This window comes from Streptomyces sp. 891-h (assembly GCF_022760275.1).
Classification (GTDB): Bacteria; Actinomycetota; Actinomycetes; order Streptomycetales; family Streptomycetaceae; genus Streptomyces; species Streptomyces spirodelae.
The window spans coordinates 4938643-4960985 of the sequence record NZ_CP050693.1; the positions used below are offsets into that span (position 1 = coordinate 4938643).

General features: G+C 71.2%; 20 protein-coding genes and 2 pseudogenes. 14 read left to right on the top strand and 8 right to left on the bottom strand.

Annotated elements, in window-relative coordinates; translation table 11 throughout:
- Position 1: 1 nt before the first annotated feature.
- From HC362_RS21655 to HC362_RS21665, 3 genes and pseudogenes are all read left to right on the top strand, one after another.
- Positions 2-751: pseudogene (locus tag HC362_RS21655) on the top strand (helix-turn-helix transcriptional regulator); the annotation flags it as partial.
- Positions 752-785: 34 nt separating this feature from the next.
- On the top strand, positions 786-980 hold the full coding sequence (locus HC362_RS35080) for a DUF397 domain-containing protein (protein ID WP_347568463.1): 195 nt from the start codon (positions 786-788) through the stop codon (positions 978-980).
- Between the two features lie 112 nt (positions 981-1092).
- On the top strand, positions 1093-1287 hold the full coding sequence (locus HC362_RS21665) for a DUF397 domain-containing protein (protein ID WP_243085664.1): 195 nt from the start codon (positions 1093-1095) through the stop codon (positions 1285-1287).
- Between the two features lie 162 nt (positions 1288-1449).
- Here the strand turns inward: HC362_RS21665 and HC362_RS21670 are convergent, their stop codons facing one another.
- Entirely contained in the window at positions 1450-2247 is a 798-nt protein-coding gene (locus HC362_RS21670; RefSeq protein WP_243085665.1) for a YwqG family protein, read from the bottom strand.
- A gap of 35 nt (positions 2248-2282) precedes the next feature.
- Entirely contained in the window at positions 2283-2741 is a 459-nt protein-coding gene (locus tag HC362_RS21675; RefSeq protein WP_243085666.1) for a MarR family transcriptional regulator, read from the bottom strand.
- A gap of 163 nt (positions 2742-2904) precedes the next feature.
- On the opposite strand from HC362_RS21675, the gene HC362_RS21680 reads away from it, so the two are divergent.
- Genes HC362_RS21680 through HC362_RS21690 form a run of 3 tightly spaced genes read left to right on the top strand, consistent with a single transcriptional unit; the run spans position 2905 to position 6212 of the window.
- Positions 2905-3174: a hypothetical protein gene (locus tag HC362_RS21680; RefSeq protein WP_243085667.1), complete on the top strand. Its 270-nt coding sequence runs from the start codon at positions 2905-2907 to the stop codon at positions 3172-3174.
- Positions 3167-3787 (top strand): DUF6879 family protein, encoded by a 621-nt coding sequence (locus HC362_RS21685; RefSeq protein ID WP_243085668.1) that lies wholly within the window; start codon positions 3167-3169, stop codon positions 3785-3787. The genes HC362_RS21680 and HC362_RS21685 overlap by 8 nt, the downstream gene beginning before the upstream one ends.
- 28 nt (positions 3788-3815) lie before the next feature.
- Positions 3816-6212 (top strand): tetratricopeptide repeat protein, encoded by a 2397-nt coding sequence (locus HC362_RS21690; RefSeq protein ID WP_243085669.1) that lies wholly within the window; start codon positions 3816-3818, stop codon positions 6210-6212.
- 63 nt (positions 6213-6275) lie between these two features.
- On the opposite strand, the gene HC362_RS21695 is transcribed toward HC362_RS21690, so the two are convergent.
- The 4 genes from HC362_RS21695 to HC362_RS21710 all read right to left on the bottom strand — a co-directional run bounded on the left by HC362_RS21695 (position 6276) and on the right by HC362_RS21710 (position 11667).
- Positions 6276-7610, bottom strand: a complete 1335-nt coding sequence (locus HC362_RS21695; protein WP_243088750.1) for an alkaline phosphatase PhoX — start codon at positions 7608-7610, stop codon at positions 6276-6278.
- Between the two features lie 249 nt (positions 7611-7859).
- Complete coding sequence (locus HC362_RS21700; protein ID WP_243085670.1) at positions 7860-8702, bottom strand: SDR family NAD(P)-dependent oxidoreductase; 843 nt, start codon at positions 8700-8702, stop codon at positions 7860-7862.
- Positions 8699-10087: a hypothetical protein gene (locus HC362_RS21705; RefSeq protein ID WP_243085671.1), complete on the bottom strand. Its 1389-nt coding sequence runs from the start codon at positions 10085-10087 to the stop codon at positions 8699-8701. Before HC362_RS21705 ends, HC362_RS21700 begins: the two co-directional genes overlap by 4 nt.
- A 245-nt stretch (positions 10088-10332) precedes the next feature.
- A complete protein-coding gene (locus tag HC362_RS21710; protein ID WP_243085672.1) occupies positions 10333-11667 on the bottom strand; it encodes an alpha/beta hydrolase in 1335 nt (444 codons plus the stop codon).
- A gap of 68 nt (positions 11668-11735) precedes the next feature.
- Here HC362_RS21710 and HC362_RS21715 point away from each other — a divergent pair, with 68 nt between their 5' ends.
- Positions 11736-12395 carry a TetR-like C-terminal domain-containing protein gene (locus tag HC362_RS21715; RefSeq protein ID WP_243085673.1) on the top strand — a complete coding sequence of 220 codons (660 nt, stop codon included), beginning with the start codon at positions 11736-11738 and terminating at the stop codon, positions 12393-12395.
- A gap of 10 nt (positions 12396-12405) precedes the next feature.
- Positions 12406-13764 carry a DUF4185 domain-containing protein gene (locus HC362_RS21720; protein WP_243085674.1) on the top strand — a complete coding sequence of 453 codons (1359 nt, stop codon included), beginning with the start codon at positions 12406-12408 and terminating at the stop codon, positions 13762-13764.
- 80 nt (positions 13765-13844) lie between these two features.
- Here HC362_RS21720 and HC362_RS21725 read toward each other — a convergent pair whose 3' ends face one another.
- Both HC362_RS21725 and nhaA read right to left on the bottom strand, forming a co-directional pair.
- The gene (locus HC362_RS21725; protein ID WP_243085675.1) at positions 13845-14315 is read right to left on the bottom strand and encodes a YbaK/EbsC family protein; all 471 of its coding nucleotides are present in this window, start codon (positions 14313-14315) and stop codon (positions 13845-13847) included.
- Positions 14316-14346: 31 nt separating this feature from the next.
- Positions 14347-15792, bottom strand: a complete 1446-nt coding sequence (nhaA, locus tag HC362_RS21730; RefSeq protein ID WP_243085676.1) for a Na+/H+ antiporter NhaA — start codon at positions 15790-15792, stop codon at positions 14347-14349.
- A 515-nt stretch (positions 15793-16307) separates the two neighbouring features.
- On the opposite strand from nhaA, the gene HC362_RS21735 reads away from it, so the two are divergent.
- The 6 genes and pseudogenes from HC362_RS21735 (at position 16308) to HC362_RS21760 (ending at position 22278) form a co-directional block, all read left to right on the top strand.
- Entirely contained in the window at positions 16308-17057 is a 750-nt protein-coding gene (locus HC362_RS21735) for a hypothetical protein (RefSeq protein WP_243085677.1), read from the top strand.
- 182 nt (positions 17058-17239) lie between these two features.
- Positions 17240-18046 (top strand): annotated as a pseudogene (locus tag HC362_RS21740) (hypothetical protein); the annotation flags it as partial.
- Positions 18047-18696: 650 nt separating this feature from the next.
- Positions 18697-20010, top strand: coding sequence for an ATPase, T2SS/T4P/T4SS family (locus tag HC362_RS21745; RefSeq protein WP_243085678.1), 1314 nt, complete (start codon positions 18697-18699; stop codon positions 20008-20010).
- Between the two features lie 4 nt (positions 20011-20014).
- Entirely contained in the window at positions 20015-21064 is a 1050-nt protein-coding gene (locus HC362_RS21750; protein WP_243085679.1) for a type II secretion system F family protein, read from the top strand.
- Positions 21061-21990 carry a type II secretion system F family protein gene (locus HC362_RS21755; RefSeq protein ID WP_243085680.1) on the top strand — a complete coding sequence of 310 codons (930 nt, stop codon included), beginning with the start codon at positions 21061-21063 and terminating at the stop codon, positions 21988-21990. Before HC362_RS21750 ends, HC362_RS21755 begins: the two co-directional genes overlap by 4 nt.
- Positions 21991-22023: 33 nt before the next feature.
- Positions 22024-22278: a hypothetical protein gene (locus tag HC362_RS21760; protein ID WP_209263728.1), complete on the top strand. Its 255-nt coding sequence runs from the start codon at positions 22024-22026 to the stop codon at positions 22276-22278.
- The last annotated feature ends 65 nt before the right edge of the window (positions 22279-22343 follow it).

The following is a 22343-nucleotide window of genomic DNA, read 5'->3' on the forward strand; positions in this document are numbered from 1 at the left end:
CATGGCCGCCCTCTACGGCGTTCATCTCAAACGCCTACGCGAACAGCGCGGCTGGACCCAGCGGGAGCTGGCCGCCCGCGTCTACGTCAGCCCCGGCCGCATCGCCCAACTCGAGTGCGCCCTGGGCGCCCGCCCGACCTGGGAACTGACCAAAGCCATCGACCTCGCGGTCGGCGCCGACGGGTTGCTGATGGACCTGTGGCCCCATGTGTATCGGGAGAGCTTTCCGGATTGGGTGCAGCGGTTCATGGAGCTTGCGGCGAAGGCGGCCGCCATCCGAGAGTACGCGTCGCAGGCTGTGCCGGGTCTTCTGCAGACGGAGGCGTATGCGCGGGCGATGCTGCGAGTCGGAATGGGGGTGACGAGCCCTCAGGTGCTTGAGGAACGCGTTGAACTCCGTATGTCGCGACAGGAACGTCTCAGGAAGCCTGATGCTCCTTCGCACTGCGTCGTGCTCGATGAGGCCGTGCTCGCCCGTCGAGTGGGTGGCGACAGGACGATGCACGAGCAACTGGATCGGGTACGCAGGGCATGCGATCGGCAGTCGATTCAAGTGCTCCCGTTCGCATCAGGAGAGCACCCGATGCAGGGCGGCTCGCTCACGATCCTGACCATGCCGAACGGCTCCGAGGTGGCGTACGCAGAGGGCGCCGGGCACGGACAATTGTTTGAAGAGCCGGGCGATGTGGAGACGTTCAATCGTGTCTACGATCAGTTGCGTGCGGCCTCGCTCCCCGAGCCGATGTCCGCGCGGATGATCGCCAACGCAGCGGAAGGCTACAAACATGGTGGATCTGCACGGCGCGCGCTGGCGCGCAAGCAGCTACAGCGACCCCAATGGCGGCAACTGCGTGGAGGTGGCGGACGGCTTCCCCGGCGTCGTTCCGGTGCGTGACAGCAAGGACACGGCCCGCAGGCCGCTGGTGTTTCCAACCTCCGCCTGGGCGGCGTTCGTCGCCGAGGTGAAGCGGTCCCGTTAGAGCATAGGACGCGCCCCGAAGGGGCGCGGGGAACTGCGCGATCAGCCACAACCAACCCGCAGCCTGCAACGGACAGGCAGGGGCACAGCCAACGCAGCGAAGGGCTACAACCATGGTGGATCTGAGCGACGCACGCTGGCGCGCAAGCAGCTACAGCAATCCGGATGGCGGCAACTGCGTGGAGGTGGCGGACGGGTTCCCCGGCCTCGTCCCGGTGCGTGACAGCAAGGACACGGCCCGCAGGCCGCTGATGTTCCCAACTCCCGCCTGGGCGGCGTTCGTCGCCGAGGTGAAGCGGTCCCGCTAGAGCATAGGACGCGCCCCGAAGGGGCGCGGGGAACTGCGCGATCAGCCACAACCAACCCGTAGCCCGCAACGGACGGAAGGGGCACCGCCGACGCGGCGTTCGTCGCCGAAATGAAGCGGCCCCACTGGAGCGTAGGGGCAGCCCCCTCATCAGGGCGGCGGCTCAGCAACAGCGCATCCGTGCCTCGGCCTTGCTGAAATCGCCCGCCGCGAAGGCGCCCGCCGGGATCATGAAGTACATGGTCCCGGCGTCACCCCAACCCCACCCCAGGTCCCCGTCCTCCGCGAGCTGGAGCAGATGGATCTCGGGGCCGTCGGCGTCGCGCTCGGTGGCATAGATGGCGTACGACGTGTCGGGCCAGCCGAAGGCACAGTGGCCCCCTGCGGTGTTCCCGTCGATGCCGTCCATCTTCTGCAGGAGGAGCGACGGGGCACCCCAGTGCTCGTCCTTGTCGTAACTGAGGTCCTCGTCCTCGATGTCCCAGCAGTCGGGCAGCATCGTCACCCCGGCGGCGTGCACCGGCGTGGCCGGGTAACTCCGTGCCGGGGCGGGTGCGGCTGTCTCCACCGCGCGAGCGGGATCAGCGGGGATCACGCAGCCGCCGTCCCGCTCGGAGAGGTTGAGTTTCCGGTACTCCTCGTACGGCACGTCCGGGTCGATGTAGAAGAAGTTGAGCAGGCCCGGGCGGGTGGGCAGTCCGTCGCCGAGCCAGGGGGCGAGAGCGCCGGTGTCGAGCACGGCGTGCAGGGACAGCGGCATGCCGCCGAACTCGGGCCAAAGGGTGCCGGGTTCGAGCAGCGCAGGCCCGCCCAGCCGGCATCGGCCGGTCGCCGGGGCCCCGTCCGTCGCACGGTCCAGCTCGAAGCCGCGGCGCGCCATGGCGGTGAACTGCCGGCCGGTCTCCTCTCCGAGCCGTTCGGCGCATATGCGGTGCATCTCGGCGGGGTCGTCGAACTTCATGCCGAGGATCCTTCCAGCCCCCACTGACAACCGGGCTAGTGGTGCCAGGCACTGCCGCCCGTGTTGTGGATGAACCGCTGGAGCACCTTGAGCGTGGTCAGGTACGCCGCGTCGGAGATGCCCGCGTGCCGCTCCGCCCACAGCTCGTCCTGGAGCGCGGCGGCCTTCTCGTAGAACGCCCGCCCCTCCGCCGTGATGCCCAGGTGCCCTTGTGTGTCCTCGGTGAGCCACCCCTGGGCGATGGTCCGGTCGATCTCGGACTCCATGACTTCCGGGCCCGTATCGAGGTAGTTCCGCAGGAGGCCGGACACCTCCGCGCGGGTCTTGACACTCTCGGCGCGCGCGACCTGCGCGAGGACCCACCACTGCGGCTGCGTGGTGCCGATCCCGGCAAGCGCGCCCCGGGTGCGGCTGACGACGGCGTTGTAGGCCGCCCAGCTCCAGTAACCGATGGGCTGCTGGACCAGTTCGGCGTCGCTGTGCGAGTACTCCATGGCCGGTTCCCCTGTCTCCCTGCGTTTGAGCTGACGCGGCGGGACCGACCGTAGAAGTTGAACCAGACTTCAAGTCAAGGTGGCTGGCTGAACACGGACTGCACACGCTCAAACACTTCCGGTACCGTGAAGTCCGTCACGGGATCGAGGAGTGGAGGCAGCCATGGCCCGCGCTTGGGAAGCCGACCCGTCCGCGTTATTCCTCCGGCGGCTGGGGAAATCCGCGGAGGAGCTCGGGAATTCGGAGGACGAAGAAGACTGCCCGGACATCTGGCAGTTGGACAACGGGGATATCGCCGTCATAGGCCGCGATCTCACCGATGACTACGGCTTCCGCTTGCCGAAGGGTGTATCGCTCGGCGCTGATGAGCGGCTGGTCGTGATCCCTGGCAATATGCTCAGCGCAGCAAAGGCAGATATTCCTGATGCTTGATCTTCGTGCTCCGTATCTTCCGGCGGAGCAAGGTGAAGTCCTGGAGCATGACCCTTACGTCAGTGATTTCCGGGCGAGGCGTCACGCCATCCGTAACGGCGAGTCCTGGAAGCTGGAGCGGCTCCAGCACTTCGAGGAGGACAGCCCAACCCGGGACGCTCTCCGCCGGGGTGACTGGCAGGAGGCACTCCGGCTGTTCGAGGCGCGGCTCGACGAAGCCCGGAAGACGGCGGAGGACGACAGAAGGCACTCTTCTCCCTTCCGTCGGCTACGCGTGGTGGAGGAGCCGCTGACGCCCTACATGCAGTGGGAACTGACCTGGCTGCACATGCGTGCGGAAGCCGGCCATCAGTGCCGTGTGCTGCAGGCGAAGGAAGTTGCCCCGGCCGAGAGCGACGGCCTGCTGCCGGAGATCGTCGTGCTGGACGGCAAAGCGCTGTACGAAATCCTCTACAGCGAAAAGGGGGCCTTCGAGCGCGCCCGCCGCTTCACCGATCCCGATGTGGTGAAGCCCTGGGTGGCCTTTGTGAAAGAGGCGTACGCGGCAGCTGAGGACATCCAATCGTATTTCGCGCGCGTGGTGGCGCACTTGCCACCGCCCCCGGCGGCTTGAGAGCGGCTTGAGAGGAGCGGATCACAGCGTGTCCGGAGACGGGGACGGACCTTCGCAGGATTCCCGGAACGATCTTTCCGGGGCTTCCCGCGACGTGGTGCAGGCGGGCAATGTCGCAGGTGGCATTCACTTCCACCAAGGGCGGGGCCAGGAACGGACGGGCCCCACTCCGCGCCAGCTGCCGGCCGCTGTTCACGCCTTCGTCAACCGCACCGACGAACTGCGCCAACTCAAGGCGATCCTGACCGACCGGAGCGGTGACCGGCTGGTCGTCTCAGTTCATGTGGTGGCGGGGACAGCCGGGGCGGGAAAGACCTCGCTCGTGCTGCATTGGGCGCACGAAGTGAAGGACCACTTTCCGGACGGGCAGCTCTTCATCAATCTGCGCGGCTACGACCCCGGCGAACCGGTTACCGCGAACCAGGCGCTGCGCCGTTTCCTGGGCGCGCTGGGCGTACCGGCCGAGCGCATTCCCCAGGATGTGGACGAGGCCGCCTCCCTTTACCGCTCCCTGCTCGCCGAGCGGCGCCTCCTCATCATCCTCGACAACGCGGCCACCGTGAGCCAGGTGCGGCCGTTGCTCCCCGGAGGTGGCAACAGCCTGGTGATCGTCACCAGCCGTAGCCGGCTGGCCGGGCTGGCGGTGCGCGACGGTGCCCGTCATCTCTCGCTCGGCACCCTTCCGGAGCAGGAGGCAGTGGCCCTGCTGCGCGCGGTCACCAGCGGCTACCGGCCGGAGGACGGCGAGGAGAAGCTTTCCGAACTGAGCCGGTTGTGTGCTCGGCTGCCACTTGCCCTGCGGATAGCTGCAGAGCGCGCGGCGAGCCATCCGCATATGAAAATTGACGACCTGATCGCCGATTTGCGGGACGAGTCGGCGCTGTGGGACGCGCTCAGTACGGGCATCGACGAGGAAGCCGAGGCGGTCCGGTCGGTCTTCGCCTGGTCGTACCGGGCCCTGCCCGAGCAGTCGGCGCGGCTGTTCCGGCTGCTGGGGCTGCATCCAGGCCCGGAGTTCAGCCTGCACGCGGCTGCGGCACTGGCCGAGCTGCCGCCACGGCGCACCAGGCCCCTGCTGGACGACCTTGTGGGTGCGCATCTGCTGGAGCAGATCGCACCCGACCGCTTTCAATTCCACGACCTGTTGCGGGCTTTCGCCGCTCATCAAGTGCAGAACGATGAGTCGGCAGAGCAGCGGAGTATCGCACTGCGCAGGGTGCTGGAGTGGTATCTGCACACCGCTTACGGAGCGCAGGGCTGGATCAAGCCGCTCGAGCCCCGCATTTCGCCGGCCGAGCGGACGGGCGTGGTGGCTCCCCTCGGCTTTTCCGATTACGACGCGGCGGTGGACTGGTCGGACCGCGAGCACACGACACTGACCAGGCTTGTCCCGACTGCGCTGGCCGCCGGGTTCGACACCCTCGCCTGGCAGTTGGCCGTGGTGCTCTGGGACGCTCGCTCGCCGTCCTCGTCAGTGCTCGACTGGCTGGAGACCGGACGCGCCGGTCTGGAGGCTGCCGAACGAGGGAACGAACCGGCTGTACGGATCCGGCTGCTCAACAATCTCGGAATGGCCTACCGGCAGTGTCACCGGTTCGAGGAAGGTCTGGAGCGCCACCAACGGGCTCGGGAACTGGCCCGCGCTGAAGGGCTGCCTTTCGACGAGGCCCGCTCGAACAACCTCATCGGTCTGATCCACCTCGACAGCCGTGAACTCGATCCGGCAGCCGAGCATTTCGAGCGGGCGGCGGCCCAGTTCCGCGAACTGGACGAAACCCGCAGGGTGGCCATGGCCCTGTCCAACATCGCCAGCACCATGCTCGACGCGGGCCGTCTGCGGGAGGCCGAAGCGGCCGTGGAAGAGGCGTTGGCCGCTCATCGGGAGCTGAACAACGAGCGGAGCATCGGCAACGCTCTCAACATCCTCGCTGAGGTCCGCCTGGAACAGGGGGATCACTCGGCGGCGCTGAACGCGATCGAGGAAGCCCTCGACATCGCGCTCAATCTGCGCTCCCACACCCTGGAAGGGTTCTGGCTGCTCACCCTTGGCGACATCCAGCGTGCCACTGCTCGACTGGGCGAGGCACTGGCCTCGTACCAGCGGTCCGCCAAGCTGCACCGTGGCCTGAAGAACCGCGGCCGGGAAGCGCTCGCCTGGCGGGGCACCGGGCAGGCGTACGTCGCAATGGGCCGCCATGACGAGGCCGTCGCCTTTCACCGGCAGGCAGTCACCGTGCACGCTGAGCTCGCCGACACCTGGCAGCGTGCCCTGGAACTCGACTGCCTTGCCGCCGCCGTGGAACCGCAGGACCCGGGGGCGGCTCGTGCCCACTGGGCGGAGGCCCGGGAGTGCCTCGCCGCGTACGCCGATCCGCGTGCCGTGGCGTTGCGTACGCGCATCGGGGAGCGGACAGCCGGGCTGTGACCGCCGTGGGCGCCCGGCCGAGGGTGGGGCGGCCGGGCGCCCACGGTTGTCGGGTGTGACGGCTCAGCGGCGCCGACGGTCCCAGGGGCCCGTGATGGCGAAGACGTGGCCGGGGGACTGGATGTTGGCGAAGAGGATGCGGCCGTCGTCGCTGAAGGTCGGGCCGGTGAACTCGCTGTCGTTGAGGTCGTTGCGGGCCAGGGGGTAGGCCGTGCCCTCGGCGGTGACGCCGACGAGGTGCTGGATGCCGTCACCGTCCTCGGCGAGGATCAGGCCGCCGTGCGGGTCGACCACGATGTTGTCGGGGCCGTCGTAGTGGGTGTCGGCGTCGGGGTCGGGGTTGACGCCGAAGATCGTCTTCAGTGTCACCGTCTCCGACGCCGGGTCGTAGAACCAGACCTGGCCGTCGTGCTCGTTGGCGCTGCCGTCGCCCGTGCGGGCGAAGCTGGCGACGAAGTAGGCGCCGCCGTCGGCCCAGTAGGCGCCCTCCAGCTTGCGGCTGCCGGTCACCTGGCCGGACTCGAACTGCTTGCGGACCGAGGTGGTGGCGGCGTCGCGGTCGGGCACATCGATCCACTTGACGCTGTAGCGGGTGCCGGTCCTGGTGGCCTCGGACAGGTCGGCGATGCGCCGGCTGCCCTGGAAGCAGCTCATGGCCTGGAGGCGGCCCGCGGTGTCGCCGCCCTCGGAGAGGGCGAGGGCCCGCAGTGCGCCCTTGCCGGGACGGTAGTTCTTCGGCGGCGTCCACCGGTAGTACAGGCCGTGCGGGCCGTTGGCGTCCTCAGTGAGGTAGATGGGGCCACGGGGGTCGACGGCGACGGCCTCGTGCGAGTAGCGGCCCAGGAACTTCAGCGGCACCGGCTCGGCGTTGGCGTCCCGGTCGAAGGCGTCGACCTCGAAGACGTAACCGTGGTCCTTCTGGTAGCCGCCACCGGCACGCTGTTCGGTCTCCTCGCAGGTCAGCCAGGTGTTCCAGGGGGTGCGGCCGCCGGCGCAGTTGTTGTGCGTCCCGGCCAGGCTCACATACTCGCTCACGCGCTTGCCGTCGGCGTCGACCACGATGTTGGTGGTGCCGCCCCGGGCGCCCGGATCGTAGGTCAGGCCCGGCAGCGTCGGCACGCCGTGTGCCTCGCTGCCGCCGATCTCATGGTTGTTGACCAGTACGAAGCCCTGGCCACCGCCGCGGGCGAAGCAGGCGGTGCCGTCGGGGTCGGACGGCGTGGGCTCACCGCTCTCCAGCGTGGTCGTACCGGTCTCGGCAACTATCCGGTAGCTGAACCCCTCCGGCAGGGACAGCAGCCCCGCCGGGTCGGGGACCAGCTTGCCGTAGCCGCCGGCACGGCGGGTGACCGCCGCGGCCGCGGGGGCCGCGATGGCATCCACGCTGCCGGCGACCATGATGCCCAGGCCCGCGAAGGCGCTGGTGCGGAGGACATTTCTGCGGGACAGCGATCGGGACTGTGATGACGACAAGGTCCCCTCCTCGTCTTGGAATTCTCGAACCGTCGGGACCTCGGCCATCGAAACGGGTCGGCCCTGCCGATGGGAGCGCGGCAGCGTGGTGGGGAGGTGAACTGCCGGCGAAAACTTCGGGGCGGGCGGTCGGTCGGCCGGCCGACCCGGGCCGCCGTCGGGGCTTCGCGCGGCTCAGTCGGTGATGCGGCCGCCTGCCACGTCCAGGGTGATGCCCGTCAGGTAACCGGCCGCCTCCGAGGCGAGGAAGACGGCTGCCGCTGCGACGTCGGAGGGTTCGCCGAGGCGGCGGAGGGGGTGGCGGAGAGCTGCCTTGTGCTGGAGCTCCTTGGGCATATGGGCGACCACCTTCTCGGTACGCACCGTGGTCGGGGCCAGGCAGTTGACCCGGATGCCCTGGGGGCCCAGCTCGGTGGCGAGTTGGCGGGTGAGCATGGTCAGGCCCGCGTTGGCGACGCCGTAGGCCAGGTTCGCCTGCGAGGGACGGCGGCCCGCCGAGGAGGACATGGTGAGAATGCTGCCGCTGAACCGCTCGACCATGCCGGGCAGGAACGCGCGAATGGTGAGGAAGGCGGAGGTCAGATCGGTGTCGAGGACCTGGCGCCAGCGTTCCTCCGTCAGCTCCTGCGTGGGGGTGGGCGCGCCCTGGCCGCCCGCGAAGGTGGCGAGGATGTCGACGGGGCCCAGCTCGGCGGCGACCCGCTCGGCCACCCGGTCGAGCGCCCCCGCGTCGGTCACATCGGCGACGACACCGATCGCGGTGCCGCCCGCCTTGCCGATGCCGTCGGCGACCTCGAACAGCGCCGGCCGGTCGCGCCCCACCAGGCACACGGCGACGCCCTGGGCCGCCAGCGCCCGCCCGGTCTCGGCGCCGATTCCCCGGGAGCCGCCGGTGACCACCGCCACCTTGCCCGCCAGGTCGGGGTAGACGGGGTGGGTGGGGGCCGGGGCGTTCTCGGCGAGGGAGGGGGAGTCCGCCGAGTCCGCCGGTGCGGCGTCCTGGGGTCCGGTCGTCATCTGCTCTCCCCTTCCGTCGTGTTCAGGCCCAGCTCCCTGCGGCGCCGGTGGCCGTAGAGCGCGGCGCCGACGGCGCACCCCACCAGCACGGTGCTCGCGATGCCCCAGCCGACGTAGAAGCTCGTCAGATCGCTCGGCTGGGAGCGGCGCGGTCGCACCTCGCCCCGCGGGTCGGCGAACACCCGCAGGGTGTCGCCCGCCTCGTCCTCGTCGCACGAGATGGTCAGGTTGTCGTTCTCGACGACCGCGCCCCTGGTCAGCGGGCGCAGGTCGCAGGTCGGCCCGCCCTTGGCGTGGTGGTGCACCTCGGTCATCTCGACCCGCACCCACTCACCGCGCTCCACCAGCACCGAGGTGGAGTAGCCGTACCCGGAGATCGGGAAGAGCGCTATGCCCGCGAAGATGACGAGCAGCAGATAGCGGCGGCGCGGTCCGTAGTACGTCAACTCCAGCAGCAGGCCGAGCAGATAGAGCGCCGTGACCACCAGCAGTGTCCAGAACAGCGGTCTGCCGCCGCCGACGTACCGGGGCACCAGCATGATGGCGCCCGCCAGCGCGCAGCCCACCAGCGTCGCGGCCGTCGCCAGCGCCACGGCTGCGGGCCGGGACAGCCGCTGGACGCGGGCGTCCAGCCGGGCGCTGAGCCGGTGCGGGGCCGCGGGCCGGGAGCCGAGGGGCGCGTACAGCCTCGCGCGGGGGGAGGTGGGCGTCGGCCGTCCCGTGCGGCGCGCAGTGGTGCCCATCCCGTTCCCGAGTCCGCCGCCCGGTGTGCCGCGCGGCCGGTAGCGCCGGACCTTGGCGATGCCCGCGCAGCCACCGGCCGTCAGGATGGCGGCCCACGCCAGGGAGGATCCGTAGATCGTGGGATCGGGCTCCTCGTACGGGTCGGAGGAGAACGCCTCGGTGAGCGCCGTCGCCAGGAAGATGAACGCCAGGAACAGCGCGAGGACGCAGACCGTCCACCAGCCGGCCCGCCGTCCGCGCAGCGCCCGTTCGGCCTCGCTCCCGCTCCGGTACTCGGGCGCTCCGTACAGCTCTATCAGTCTGTGCCGGTCGCGGCTCCTGCCGCGCAGCGGCAGCAGCAGCGCGAGCGCCGTCGGAAGGAGCGCGGCTCCGATGCCCAGCGAGAGGTTGGCGGCCAGGCCCTTGGGGCGGCCAACGTGGGTGTAGTCGTAGATCCCGGAGGCCAGGAAGCCGCAGCCCACGCACAGTCCGACGATCAGCGCGACGCGCGCCCACAGTTCGCGGGGCGCGAGCTCTGCCCGTACGAGGGCAGCGGCGTACGCGGCGTCGTCCGGCGAGTCGGCGCCGTCCGCGCCGCTCGCGCCGTCCATGGCGTCCGCGCCGTTCGCGGCCCGCTGGTTGCCCTGGGCCGTCCTTGCCATCTTCCCGCCCCCGTTCGCGTCGAGCCCCACTCGCCTCTCCGAGCCGCACGTTTCTCCGGGCCTCGTGCCTTTTCCGAGCCGCGCGCTTCTCCAGCCTCGTGCCCAGCACTCTAGGGGGCGGCACCGACAACGCCAGGCCCTGGGGCCTTTCCGGGCCAGAAGAGTTCGCCCTTGGCTGTACCTGCCGCAGGGCCGGGGCGGCATCGGGGGTTCGCCCGCCGTTGCCGGTTACTGCTGAACCGCCTTCATTTGTGGTCGCGCAGGAAGGCAGGGATCTCGTCGCGGGTCGGATAGTTCGGCAGGGGGGCCGGCTGGTCCTGAAGGAACGCGGTGATGACGTCGGCGGCTCGGTCGTTGTTGTCGTCCAGGCCGTTCCACATGTGGTGTCCGACTCCGGGCATGTACTGCGTGCGCTGGATGGCGGGGTCATTGGCAAGCGCGGCGGTCGCCCATTGACGGACCTGGGAGGAGCACTCGGCGATCATCAGCATCGCGGGGGTCCGGGAGCGCCTCAGCCGCGGCGCGATGGAGGGCGAGTCCTTGACGGTCTGCTGGACGCGGAGGCTGGCGGCGGGACTGAAGGAGAAGTTCTGTGCGGTGTCCTCCGTGGGGATGCGGTGCGCGTCGCGCGCGCAGTAGGCGGATGCGGTGTCGCTGCCGAGGTCGGCGGCGGTGAAGGCGTTGTCGCCTTCGGCCTGGCCTATCAGTCCGGTCTCGGGAGTGAGGACTCCGAGTCGCATGAGCCCGAGTGCCACGGCGTACCGGGGGACGTGCGTCGATCGCGGTCCGGTCGGGGCCGGTGTGAGGCCCCGTGCGGATGCCCGGCCCTTGTGCCCGGTGATGTGTGCGGTGGGGCCGTCCATGGGCCCGGGCTCGGCGATGATCGCCCGGTGCAGGCGTGCGGCGACGCCGGGGTCGGCCAGGGCTCGGGTGAGCACGACTCCGCCTGAGGAGAATCCGAGGATGTCGACCTTGCCCTTGTCCAGGCGGTCGACGAAGGCGGCGAGGTCACGGACCGACCTGGAGATCGTGTACTGGTCCATGGGGAGCAGGTCGCTTCGTCCGCCGCCGGCCTGTTCGTAGGCGTAGACGTCGTAGCCCTTGCGTGCCAGGAGTCGCAGGAACCGGTGGTCCTGCACCGAGATGCCGCGGACGGGTCCTCCGTGGAGGTACACGAACGGCACGGAATGCCGGGGGCCGGACTTCGCGGGCGGGTAGTGGTAGACCGCGACCCGGCTGCCCGTGGCCAGGTTCCAGTGCTGCGTGGAGACGAACGGCAGCGCGGACGGGTACCGCCGGGCCGTCGGCACGGTCGGGATGCAGACCGTCGCCGTCAACGCCGCCGCGACGACCACCGGCAGGAACGGCACGAGCCGCGCCGGCCAGGTGCGGTGCCGCCCCCGCCACAGAGCGAAGAGGGTCCCGGCCCCGAGGGTCGTCCCCCACGCGGCGAGCCCCGAGCCTGCCCCGTCCGTGAGGGCGATCAGTGCGAGAAAGACGACGACCAGCGTCACAAGGGTGGCCAGGGCCGACAGCACGCGTCCGATGGAGCGGACGAGACGTAGGACGGGCGGGGGCACGGTGGACCTCCAACGGTTTCGGAACGTTGTTTCAAAACGACGTTATCAGAGGGAGTAAGCTGCTGACCGTGGGTAGGCCGAGAACGAACGACGAGGCCGTCAAGGAGCGGCTTGTGGCGTGCGCGACCGAGATGCTCGCCACCAGCCCCCGGGAATCGGTCACGGTCCGCGCGGTGGCCGCAGCCGCCGAGGCGTCGACAACGGCGGTGTACTCGTTGTTCGGCGGCAAGGACGGGCTGATCGGTGCGGTGCGCGACAGAGCCGTCGCCGGCCTCTTCCAGGACGTGTCGGCGGTGCAGACCTCCGCGGACCCTCTCGCCGATCTCTACGCGCTGGCCGCCGCCTACCGTCAGTGGGGGCGCGGACACAGCCACCTGTACATGGTGCTGTTCGGTGGCGTGCAGTCCTTCGACCCGTCGGGAGAGGTCGGTGCCCGTGATCCGATCCGTCCGCTCCTCGCGGCGATCGATCGCGCCGTGACGGCGTCCGTCCTCGCCGGCGACGCAACGGAGATCGCCCTGTCGATCTGGGCGACCCTGCACGGGCTCGTGACTCTCGAACTGGCCGGTGCCCTGGACGCAACCACGTCCGACGCCGCATTCCACTCGACGATTCACGCCACGCTGCGCGGATGGACGACCCCGGAGGTGTTCCGCGGTCTTCGCCGAGCCGAACTCGCTCGGCAGTCCGGTCAACATCCCGGTGCCGGGCGGCGGCACACGCACTAGCCTGTGGCCGATGGCGGGCCAGGGGAGTGGGAGTCGGGGCGCGGGGTTGCTCCGCGGCACCCGGCGGCGGCTCGGCGCCGGGGCGCTGGCCGGGCTGGTGCTGGTGGGGGTGGCGCTCGCGGTGCCGGACGGCGAGCAGCGCCCGCAGCGCTGCTCCGGCGCCAAGGTGACCGGCTGGCGTACCGATGAACAGATGACGCGGGAGCTGGCCCGGTACGGCGACGACAACGCGCGGTTCGACGACTGGACCGGCGGGGACGGCACCCGCTCGGTGCGGCTCCCGGACGGCCGGACGCTGTGGCTGTCCGCCGACACCTTTCTCGACCAGGTGTTCGATCAGGCGCCCGGTGTGCGGGGCCGCAAGCCCAACCCCGTCTGGGTGCGCAACGCGGCGCTGGTGATGTCCAGGGACGGTCGGTTCGAGCGGACGCTGCTCGGCGGCACCGGGATGCGCCCCGCCGCTCTCTTCCCGGGGACCGCGACCGCCGACGGGCGCGAGGTGTGGCGGTGGCCGGTGCAGGCGGTGGTGGAGCCGCGCCGGCCGGGTTCCTCCGAAAAGGTGGTGCGGGTGCTGCTGTGGCAGCGCGAGGCCGGCCGGCCGCCCTGGATCTTCGGGGTGCCCCGGGCCTCCCAGGTGGCGACCCTGTCACTGCCCGGCCTGCGGCTGGAGGGCATCGATCCGATCCACCGTCCGCGCCACGACGACATCGAGCGGCGCGTGCTGTACGGCACCTCGGCGGTCACCCAGGGCGACTGGACCTACATCTTCGGCGCCGACGAGGGCAGCGTGGACGGCAAGGCGTCCCGGGCGCATCTGGCCCGCGCGCCCCGGGGAAGGCTGGACGACGCCGACGCATGGCAGTTCTGGGCAGGCTCCGGAGACGGAGGTTCCTCAGAATCCGGAGAAGGGGACGGGAACGGGGGAGGCACGGGCGGCGGCTGGCAGGACGATCCCGAGCGCTCCGAGCCGATACTCGTCGGCAAGACCGTGCAGCGCGGCGCGACCGGCACCTACTCCGTCGTACGGCACGGGGACAGCTGGCTGCTGTTGACCATGGACGCCGGGGCTCCGGACGGCGGCGGGGTCACCGACATCGTCTCGTACTGGGCGTGCGCGCCGACCGGCCCCTGGCGCGGGCCAGGGCAGGTGGCGAAGCCGCCGCTGCCGCAGGGCGCGGCAGGCGTCGGCGCTGTGCCGTACAACCCGCAGGGCCATCCGGAGTTCGGGGCGGGGACGGGGACAGGGGCGGGGAAGGGCCTACTGGTCAGTTATGACGTCAACGTGCTGGACGCGGGCGGTGCCATACAGCGGAACGTGGCCTACTACCGGCCGCGCTTCCTCCGCCTGACCCTCGGCCCGGCGCGCTGACCCACGCACCGCCGCCCGGCGCCGGGCGCGCTCCCCAGGGCGCCGACCTGCGCCTCCGCAGGCACCGACCAGTGTCTCCCTCAGGCACCGACCTGCGCCGCCAGGCCGTCCGTCAGGCGTACCAGCTCGTCGAAATCGGTGGCGAACATGGTGTACTCGTCGCCGCCTCCGGCCCAGACCACGTCGTGTTCCCCGAGCCGTACGTCGACCAGGGTGCGCAGCGGCTTCCCGTGCCCGAGCGGGGCCACCCCGCCCACCTGCTGCCCCGTCGCCTCGCTGACGAACTCGGGGCTCGCCCGCCGGACCTTCCGCCGCCCCACGCCGAGCAGCGCGGCCACGAGCCCGGTGTCCACCCGGTGCGCGCCGCTGGTGACCACCAGCAGCGGTTCGCCGTCGACGGCGAACACCAGGCTGTTGGCGATCGCTCCCACCTCGCACCCGAGCTGTTCGGCCGCCGCGGCGGCCGTGGGCACGGGTGCGGAGAACTCGCGGATCTCCCCGTTCGCTCCCCGTTCGCGCAGTTCCTTGACCACGCGCTGTGCTTCGTTCATGCGGCCGAGCCTAATGAGGCGCTGCCGCTGGTCAATCGGTTTCCCTGCCGCGCTCCTGCTCGCGGGCGCGCCGGGCGGCTTCCGTGGGACGGCGGATCGGGTCCAGTTCCTGATCTATGTCCGGTATGGTGTCCCGGTCCTCGTCCCGGGTCTCCTCCTCCCACAGCGCGCGGTACTTCGCGTCCCGCAGCTTCAGCAGCACGCACGCCACCAGCGCGGAGAACAGCGAACCGAGCAGGACGGCGGCCTTGGTGTGCTCGGTGACGGCGGCGCCCTGGAAGGCGAGCTCGGACACCAGCAGGGAGACCGTGAACCCGATCCCCGCGAGCATCGCGACCCCGGCCACATCGGCCCAGGCCAGGTCGGAGCTGAGCCGCGCCCGGGTGAAGCGGGCCGCCAGATAGGTGCCGCCGAAGACCCCGATGAACTTGCCCGCGAACAGGCCCAGCATGACGCCGAGCGCCTCGGGTTGCCGGAAGGTCTCGCTCAGTGCCGAGGCCGAGACGCCGACGCCCGCGGCGAACAGGGCGAATACGGGCACGGCGAAGCCCGCCGAGAGCGGGCGGACCAGGTGCTCGATGCGCTCGGCGGGGGAGACGCTCTCCGGGTCGTCGGGATCGTCGGGCTTCACCCGCAGCAGCAGACCCATCGCGACGCCCGCGATGGTGGCGTGTACGCCGCTGTTGTACATCAGTGCCCAGACGACCACGCCCAGTGGCACGTACACGTACCAGCCGCGCAGCCGCAGGTTGACGTGGAGGACGCGGAAGAGCACCAGCCCGGCCATCGCACCGGCGAAGGCCGCCCAGTTCAGGGTGGAGGTGTAGAAGACGGCGATGACCAGGATCGCGCCCAGGTCGTCGACGATGGCCAGGGTGAGCAGGAAGGCGCGGATTCCGGAGGGCAGGTTGGTGCCGATCACCGCGAGCACGCCGAGTGCGAAGGCGATGTCGGTGGCCATCGGAACGGCCCAGCCGTTGAGGTTGCCGTGGTCGAGCAGGTTCACCACGACGTAACAGAGCGCCGGTACGACCATCCCGCTCGCCGCCGCCACCACGGGGAGCGCCGCCGCGGCCGGGCGGCGTAGTTCGCCGACGGTCAGCTCGCGTTTCAGTTCGATACCGGCGACGAAGAAGAAGATCGTCAGGATGCCGTCCGAGGCCCAGTGCTCGACGGACAGATCGAGGCCCAGCGCCGGGATGCCGAAGTGGAAGGACCGCACAGTCTCGTACAGATGTGCGAGCGGGGTGTTCGCCCATATCAGCGCCACCACGGCGGCGACCAGCAGTACCGTGCCACCGACGGTCTCGGTGCGCAGCGCGTCCGAGAGCAGCCTGCGCTCACGTGCCGAGGGGCGGGCGAACAGCGAGGCGCCGACCTCGCCCTGTTGGTTCTGTCGCTGGTCTTGTCGCTGGTCCTGCTGGTGGTCGTGGCCGTCTGCGGCGGTGCGGCCCTCGTCTGCGGCGGGCGGTGTCATGGGCGGCTCCCCGGATCGGCGCGTACAGGGATACGGGGAGGACCCCGTACCGCCGACCAGACTTCCCGGCACACCTGTAACGAACTCGGCGCGATCTTGACGCCTTTCTGACACCGTACTCGAACAACCGGGAACCGCACCGCCTGGGGCCCCGCTGGGGTGCAGCTCGGGCGGCGGTGCGGCCGGCCCGTCCGGTGTTCCTCCGGTGTTCTTCCGGCGTTCTCCGGGGGTGTCTCCCGGGCCGCCGAGGCCCCTGATTCCGGATCCGAAGGCCCCGGACCACCGGCTTCCGGGGCCTTCGGATCCGCCTTGAGGGGGTCGGGGGGTGTTGATACTGTGCCCGGGATCTACATGGCGCAGTGACCTGTCGGTACGCGGGGGCATGTCCGGCATGGCGGGTGCGGCATGGCGGCAGGGGGCAGGTTTCCCGACGTGACACGACGTGAGACGTACACAGCTCTGAAGACGTACACAGACCTGAAAACGGGGAAAGACCACAACACGGGGGTGGTGAGGTGAAGACCCAGGAGCGGAGCTCCGCCGGGGTCGGTCGCGGGGCGGCACTCACCGCACCGGCCGGGGACCGGCTGCCGTCCCCGCCACGCGAACGCAAGCCGGCGCTGGCCGCGCTGGCCGTCCTCCTCGTCCTGCTCGGCGCGCTCGGGGCGACCGTCCTGGTGATGCGCGCGGGCGACCGCGTCGAGGCCGTCGCCCTGACCAAGCGGGTACCGCGGGGGCAGCCGATTCCGGACTCGGCCATCAGATCGGTCCTGGTCGCCGAGGACAGCGACATCAAGTACGTGCGCTGGGACCAGCGCGGACTGCTCAAGAAGTACCGCTCGGCCACCGACCTGGTCGACGGCACCGTGCTGGTGGGCAGCATGCTCACCAAGGAGAAGGGCCTGGGCCCCGGCAAGGCCGTGGTGGGGCTCTCGCTCAAGAGCGGCCAGTACCCGCCGCGCCTCAAGGAGGGCGACACGGTCTCCGCCTACCGCGTGGGCCGCGAGACCTCCTCGGGCGGCAGCGACAGCTCCGGGGACGACTCGGGCAGCGGGAGGGACCGCGGCAGCGGCTCGGCGGGGAACGCGACGATCGCCGAGGGCGCCAAGGTGCAGTCGATCAAGTCCGGTTCGGACGACTCCCTCGCCTCCAGCGGCAACCTCCCTGTCTCCGTCGTCGTGGACAAGAGCGACGCGGCGGAGCTGACAGCAGCCGCGTCCAACGGGGAAGTCTCCCTCGTCCTCGACTCCGACGGCGGAAGCTGACGCGGCACACCCGCGCCGACCCGGCAGCGGCCGCGCGGATGAGTACGCCGTGACCGTGGACGCCGGGGACGCACCGTGGAACCGTCCACCGCGGAGCATCGTCGTCGGCTATGACAGCACAGCGACGAGGGGCACCACGGCAGGGACGACACCACTCGGACACCAAGGAAAGGCGTAGCCGGATGGCGCTGATCGCACTCGCCGCCGACAAAGGGGCACCGGGGGTCACCACGGCCGCCGTCGCCCTCTCGGCTGTGTGGCCGCGCCGCGCGCTGCTGGCCGAGATGGACACCGCGGGCGGCGACCTCGTCTACCGCAGCCCCGCCACGGACGGCCGTCCGCTGGACCCCAACACCGGGCTGCTCTCGCTCGCCGCCACGGCACGCAGAGGACTCGCCCCCGAACAGCTGTGGGACCACGCGCAGCGGCTCTCCGGAGGGCTCGAAGTGCTCGTCGGGCTCGGCAACGCCGAGCAGTCCGCGGGGCTGGCCGGGCAGTGGGACACCCTGGGCCGCGCCTTCGCGACCCTCGGGGACTCCCCGCACCCGCAGTTGGCCGCCGACGTCATCGCCGACTGCGGGCGCATCGGGCCCGAGGCCGCCTCGGTCGCGCTCTTCCCGCACGCCGCGCTGGTGCTGCTGGTCGCACGGGACGAGCCGGAGCAGATCGCCCGCGTACGGGACCGCGCCCTGGCCCTCACCAACCGGCTGCACGGCGCGGGTCGCGGGATGACGCCACTCGCCCAGCCGCTGCTGGGCGTGCTGCTGGTCTGCCAGGCGCAGGGTGCCGCCAAGGTGGCGGGTCAGGTCAACGACATGCTGGTCGCCTCCCGGGCCGGCGCCCAGGTGATGGGCGTGCTCGCCCACGACCCGCTGGGCGCCGAACAGTTGGCGGGCCGCCGCCGCGGGCGCGTCGAGCGCTCACTCCTCGTCCGCTCGGTACGCAAGATCGCCACCGACCTGCACCAGCAGTACGGAGCGGCCTGGGCGTCCGCCGCCGTCCAGCCGCCTTCCCGCCGCCCGGCCCAGGGGCCGGGCCACGACCAGCGGCAGGGCCGGTCGGCCGGCCCCGCACCGGCCGCGGGCCGACCGACCGGCCCCGCCGAGACGCTCCCACCCGGCCCGGCAGCGGAAGCCCAGACGCCCAACCCCCCGCCCCCGCACACCCCGACGGGCCGCCCCGGCGCGGCGGACCGCCCCGGCGCGGCGCCCGGCCCGACGGCACCCCCGCCACAGGGGCCGCCTCGACAGGGACCACCGCCACCTGCCGGGTCCCCGTACCCGACGCGGGGCCCGCATGCTGCGACCGGCCCGCAGACCACGGCCGGTCCGCAGGCCGCAACCAGAACCCACGTCACGGCCGGGCCACCGACGCCGCCCGGGGAGGTGCCGCCCGTGGAGGGGCCGCGTCCTCGGGTGCCGGGTGCGTTGCCTCCCGTGCAGGCGCCGTCGGTACAGGCGGCCACACCGGACGGTTCCGCGCAGGGGCGCCCCGGGGAGGGTGAGCGCGCGCGGGGGATCGGGGGTGGGCTCAAGGGACTCCGCGGGCGGCACAGGCCGCCGGCGCCCGCACCCGCTCCCACCCCGCCGGTGCCGCTGCCCGGCAGCGGGGAGCAGCCGCGGGACGAGGGGGCTGCCTCATGAGTGCGAGCATGGTCGACCACCAACTGGTGAAGCGGTTCCGGCAGGAGGCCGGGGACCGGATCGCCGAGCAGCGGCGAATAGACCAGGCGTCCGGTGTGGCACCGATGACCACCGAGGACGAGCGGCAGTTCGCCCGCGCGGTGATCGCGCAGATCCTGGAGGAGCACGCGCGCTCCGAGATCACCTCCGGGCGCACCCCGCCGGACGCCCAGTCGGAGGAGGCGTACGCGGCGGCCGTGCACGCCGCGCTGTTCGGCGTGGGGCGGCTCCAGCCGCTGCTGGACGACCCCGAGGTCGAGAACATCGACGTCAACGGCTACGACCAGGTGTTCGTCGGCTACGCCGACGGCCGCGAGGTGCGCGGCGAGCCGGTCGCCGAGTCGGACGAGGAACTGATCGAGCTGATCCAGATCCTCGGCGCCTACTCGGGCCTGTCCTCCCGCCCGTTCGACTCCGCCAATCCGCAGCTGGACCTGCGGCTGCCCGACGGCTCCCGGCTCTCGGCCGTCATGGATGTCACCAGGCGCCCCGCGCTGTCCATCCGGCGGGCCAGGATGGGCAAGGTCTTCATCTCCGATCTGGTGGGCAACGGGACGCTGACGCCGGAGCTCGGCAGCTTTCTGACGGCGGCGGTGCGGGCCCGTAAGAACCTCATGATCGCGGGTGCGACGAACGCCGGCAAGACGACGCTGCTGCGCGCCCTCGCCAACGAGATCCCGCCGCACGAGCGGCTGATCACCGTCGAGCGCGCGCTGGAGCTGGGCCTGGACCAGTTCCCCGAACTGCACCCCAATGTGGTCGCGTTCGAGGAGCGGCTGCCCAACTCCGAGGGGCAGGGCGCCATCAGCATGGCCGAACTGGTGCGCCGCTCGCTGCGGATGAACCCCTCCCGGGTGATCGTCGGCGAGGTGCTCGGCGACGAGATCGTCACCATGCTCAACGCCATGTCCCAGGGCAACGACGGCTCGCTCTCCACCATCCACGCCAACAGCTCCAGCGAGGTCTTCAACCGCATCTCCACCTACGCGCTGCAGGCGAGCGAGCGGCTGCCCATCGAGGCCACCCAGATGCTCATCGCGGGGGCCATCAACTTCGTCGTCTTCATCGAGCGCCGCAACGCCTTCGCCAGCGGCGGACGACTGTCCCGCTCGGTGACGTCCGTACGGGAGATCAACGGCGTGGACGGCCGGGTGCTCTCCAGCGAGGTCTTCGCCGAGGCACCCGACGGGCGGCTGCTGGCACACGCGCCGGTCTCCTGTACGCGGGAGCTGGCCGCCCACGGATACCAGCCGACCGGAAACTGGGGGTGAGACCGTGCCTCTCGACGGCGGTACGGGCGGCATCTTCTCCCTGCCCACCCTCTACGCGCTCGCCTGCGGCGTTGCCGTCGGCGGCGGTGTCGCGCTGCTGATCGTCGCGCTGCGCGGGCTGCCGGCCAAGGCGCCGGACGAGCGGCGGGACGCCGGCAGACGCGCCTCGGAGCTGGCCCGCTTCATGAGCCGGCGCGGCTCCGTCGCGGTGTGTGCCGGGCTGTTGGTGCTGCTGCTGACGCGCTGGCCGGTCGCGGCCGTCGCCACCGGCATCCTCGTCTTCCTGTGGGACCGGCTCTTCGGCGGCGCGGCGGAGGAGCGGGCCGCGATGAAGCGGGTGGAGGCGCTGGCGGCGTGGACGGAGTCGCTGCGCGACACGATCGCGGGCGCCGTCGGCCTCGAACAGGCCATCCCCGCATCGGCACGCGCCGCAGCGCCGTCGCTCCGCCCGCACCTGGACGCGCTCATCGACCGGCTGCGGGCCCGCACCCCGCTGCCCACCGCGCTGCAGAATCTGGCGGACGAGCTGGACGACCCCTCGGCCGACATCGTCGTCGCGGCCCTGATCCTCAACTCGCGGCTGCGCGGCCCAGGGCTCCGCGAGGTGCTGGGCGCGCTGGCCAAGTCGGCGCGTGAGGAGGTGGACATGCGGCAGCGGGTGATGGCGCAGCGCGCCTCGACGCGGCGCAGCGTGCAGATCGTGGTCGGGGTCAGCGTGGCCTTCGTGCTGGGGCTCGCCGTCTTCAACCGGGACTTCGTCGAGCCGTACGGCAGCCCGCTCGGCCAGGTCGTACTGGCCTGTGTGTGCGCGATGTTCGCCTGCGGCTTCTGGTGGCTGCGCAAGCTCTCCCGGATCGAGACCCCGCAGCGCTTCCTGGTCCGCGCCGACCAGCCGGCTCCGGCTGACCGCGCGGGGCACCCCGCCGAACGCACCGGCCAGCCGGCCGTCGGCATCCACGGCCCACCCGGTGCCCAGGGCGTCCACGGCGCACCCGGACTGCCGGGCGGGCCAGGGGAGACGCCCGGCGGCGGAAGGGAAGCGCTGGGCCGATGAACACCCTCACCCTCACCGCGCTCACCGGCGCCCTCATCGGCCTCGGTCTCTTCCTGCTCGTCCGGGCCCTGGCCCCCGGCAAGCGGGGCTCCGTCGCCTCCGTCGCCGAGATCGACGCGCTGCGCGCCCGTACCGCTGCGCACCAGTCGGGCGGCACCGGAAACCCGGAGGAGAGCGGACGCTTCGCCGGCTTCCGGGCTCAGGTCGGTGCCCGTGTCGCCGAGGTGTATCTGCGCCAGGGCTGGGAGCAGCGCAGCCTCCGCTCCGACCTGGATGTGCTGGAGCGCCGCTGGGAGAACTTCCTTGCGACCAAGGTGCTGTTGGGCGCCGCCGGGCTGTTCTTCGGACCGTTCCTCTTCTCGATCGGCTGGCTGATCGGCTTCGGCCGCAGCCCGCTGATCCCGCTGTGGCTCGCCCTGTTCTTCGCCGGGCTGTTCTTCATGCTGCCGGACCTGGAGGTGCGCAGGGACGCCGCGGCCAAGCGGCGGGACCTGCGGCGGGTGGTCGGCGCCTACCTCGACCTGGTGGCCATGAACCTGGCGGGCGGGCGCGGCCTCCCCGAGGCACTGAAGGCGGCCAGCGAGGTCAGCGACGGCTGGGCGCTGCGCCGTATCCGCGACACGCTCTCCGACGCGCGGATCACCGGACAGAGCCAGTGGGCGGCGCTGGGGGACCTCGGAGTCCGCCTCGGGGTCGACGAACTGAAGGACCTGTCGGCATCCTTGGCGCTGGTCGCCGACGACGGCGCCAAGGTCCGCGCCTCGCTCTCCTCGCGCGCCGAGACGATGCGGCACCGGGAGCTGTCCGAGATCGAGGGCAGCGCGGGTGAGAAGTCCCAGTCCATGCTCGTGGCCCAGCTGATGCTCTGCGCGGGCTTCCTCGTCTTTCTCATCTATCCGGCGGCCATGCGCGTCTTCCAGATCTGACCCCCACTTCAAAGCCAGAAAGGACTGAGAACGATGCCGAATCCGCTTCGCTCGGTCAGTCATCCCGCAGTCGCGTTCCTCGTGACCTATCTACGCGGCCGTATCCAGCGCGCCCGCTCCGGAGAGCTGGACCGGGGCGCCTCCGCCGTCGAGTGGGTGATCATCTCGGCGGTCGTGGTGGCGATCGTCGGCGTGGTCGCCGCCATCATCAACCTGGCGCTGCGCAACGGCGCCGACAAGGTGAGCGACTGCATCGACGGTGCTGACGAGGACGGCACCTGCAAGTAGGAGCAGCACAAGTAGGAGCAGCGAAGGTGAGAGCGGAGCGACGGTACGTCGCATGGGCACGCCGC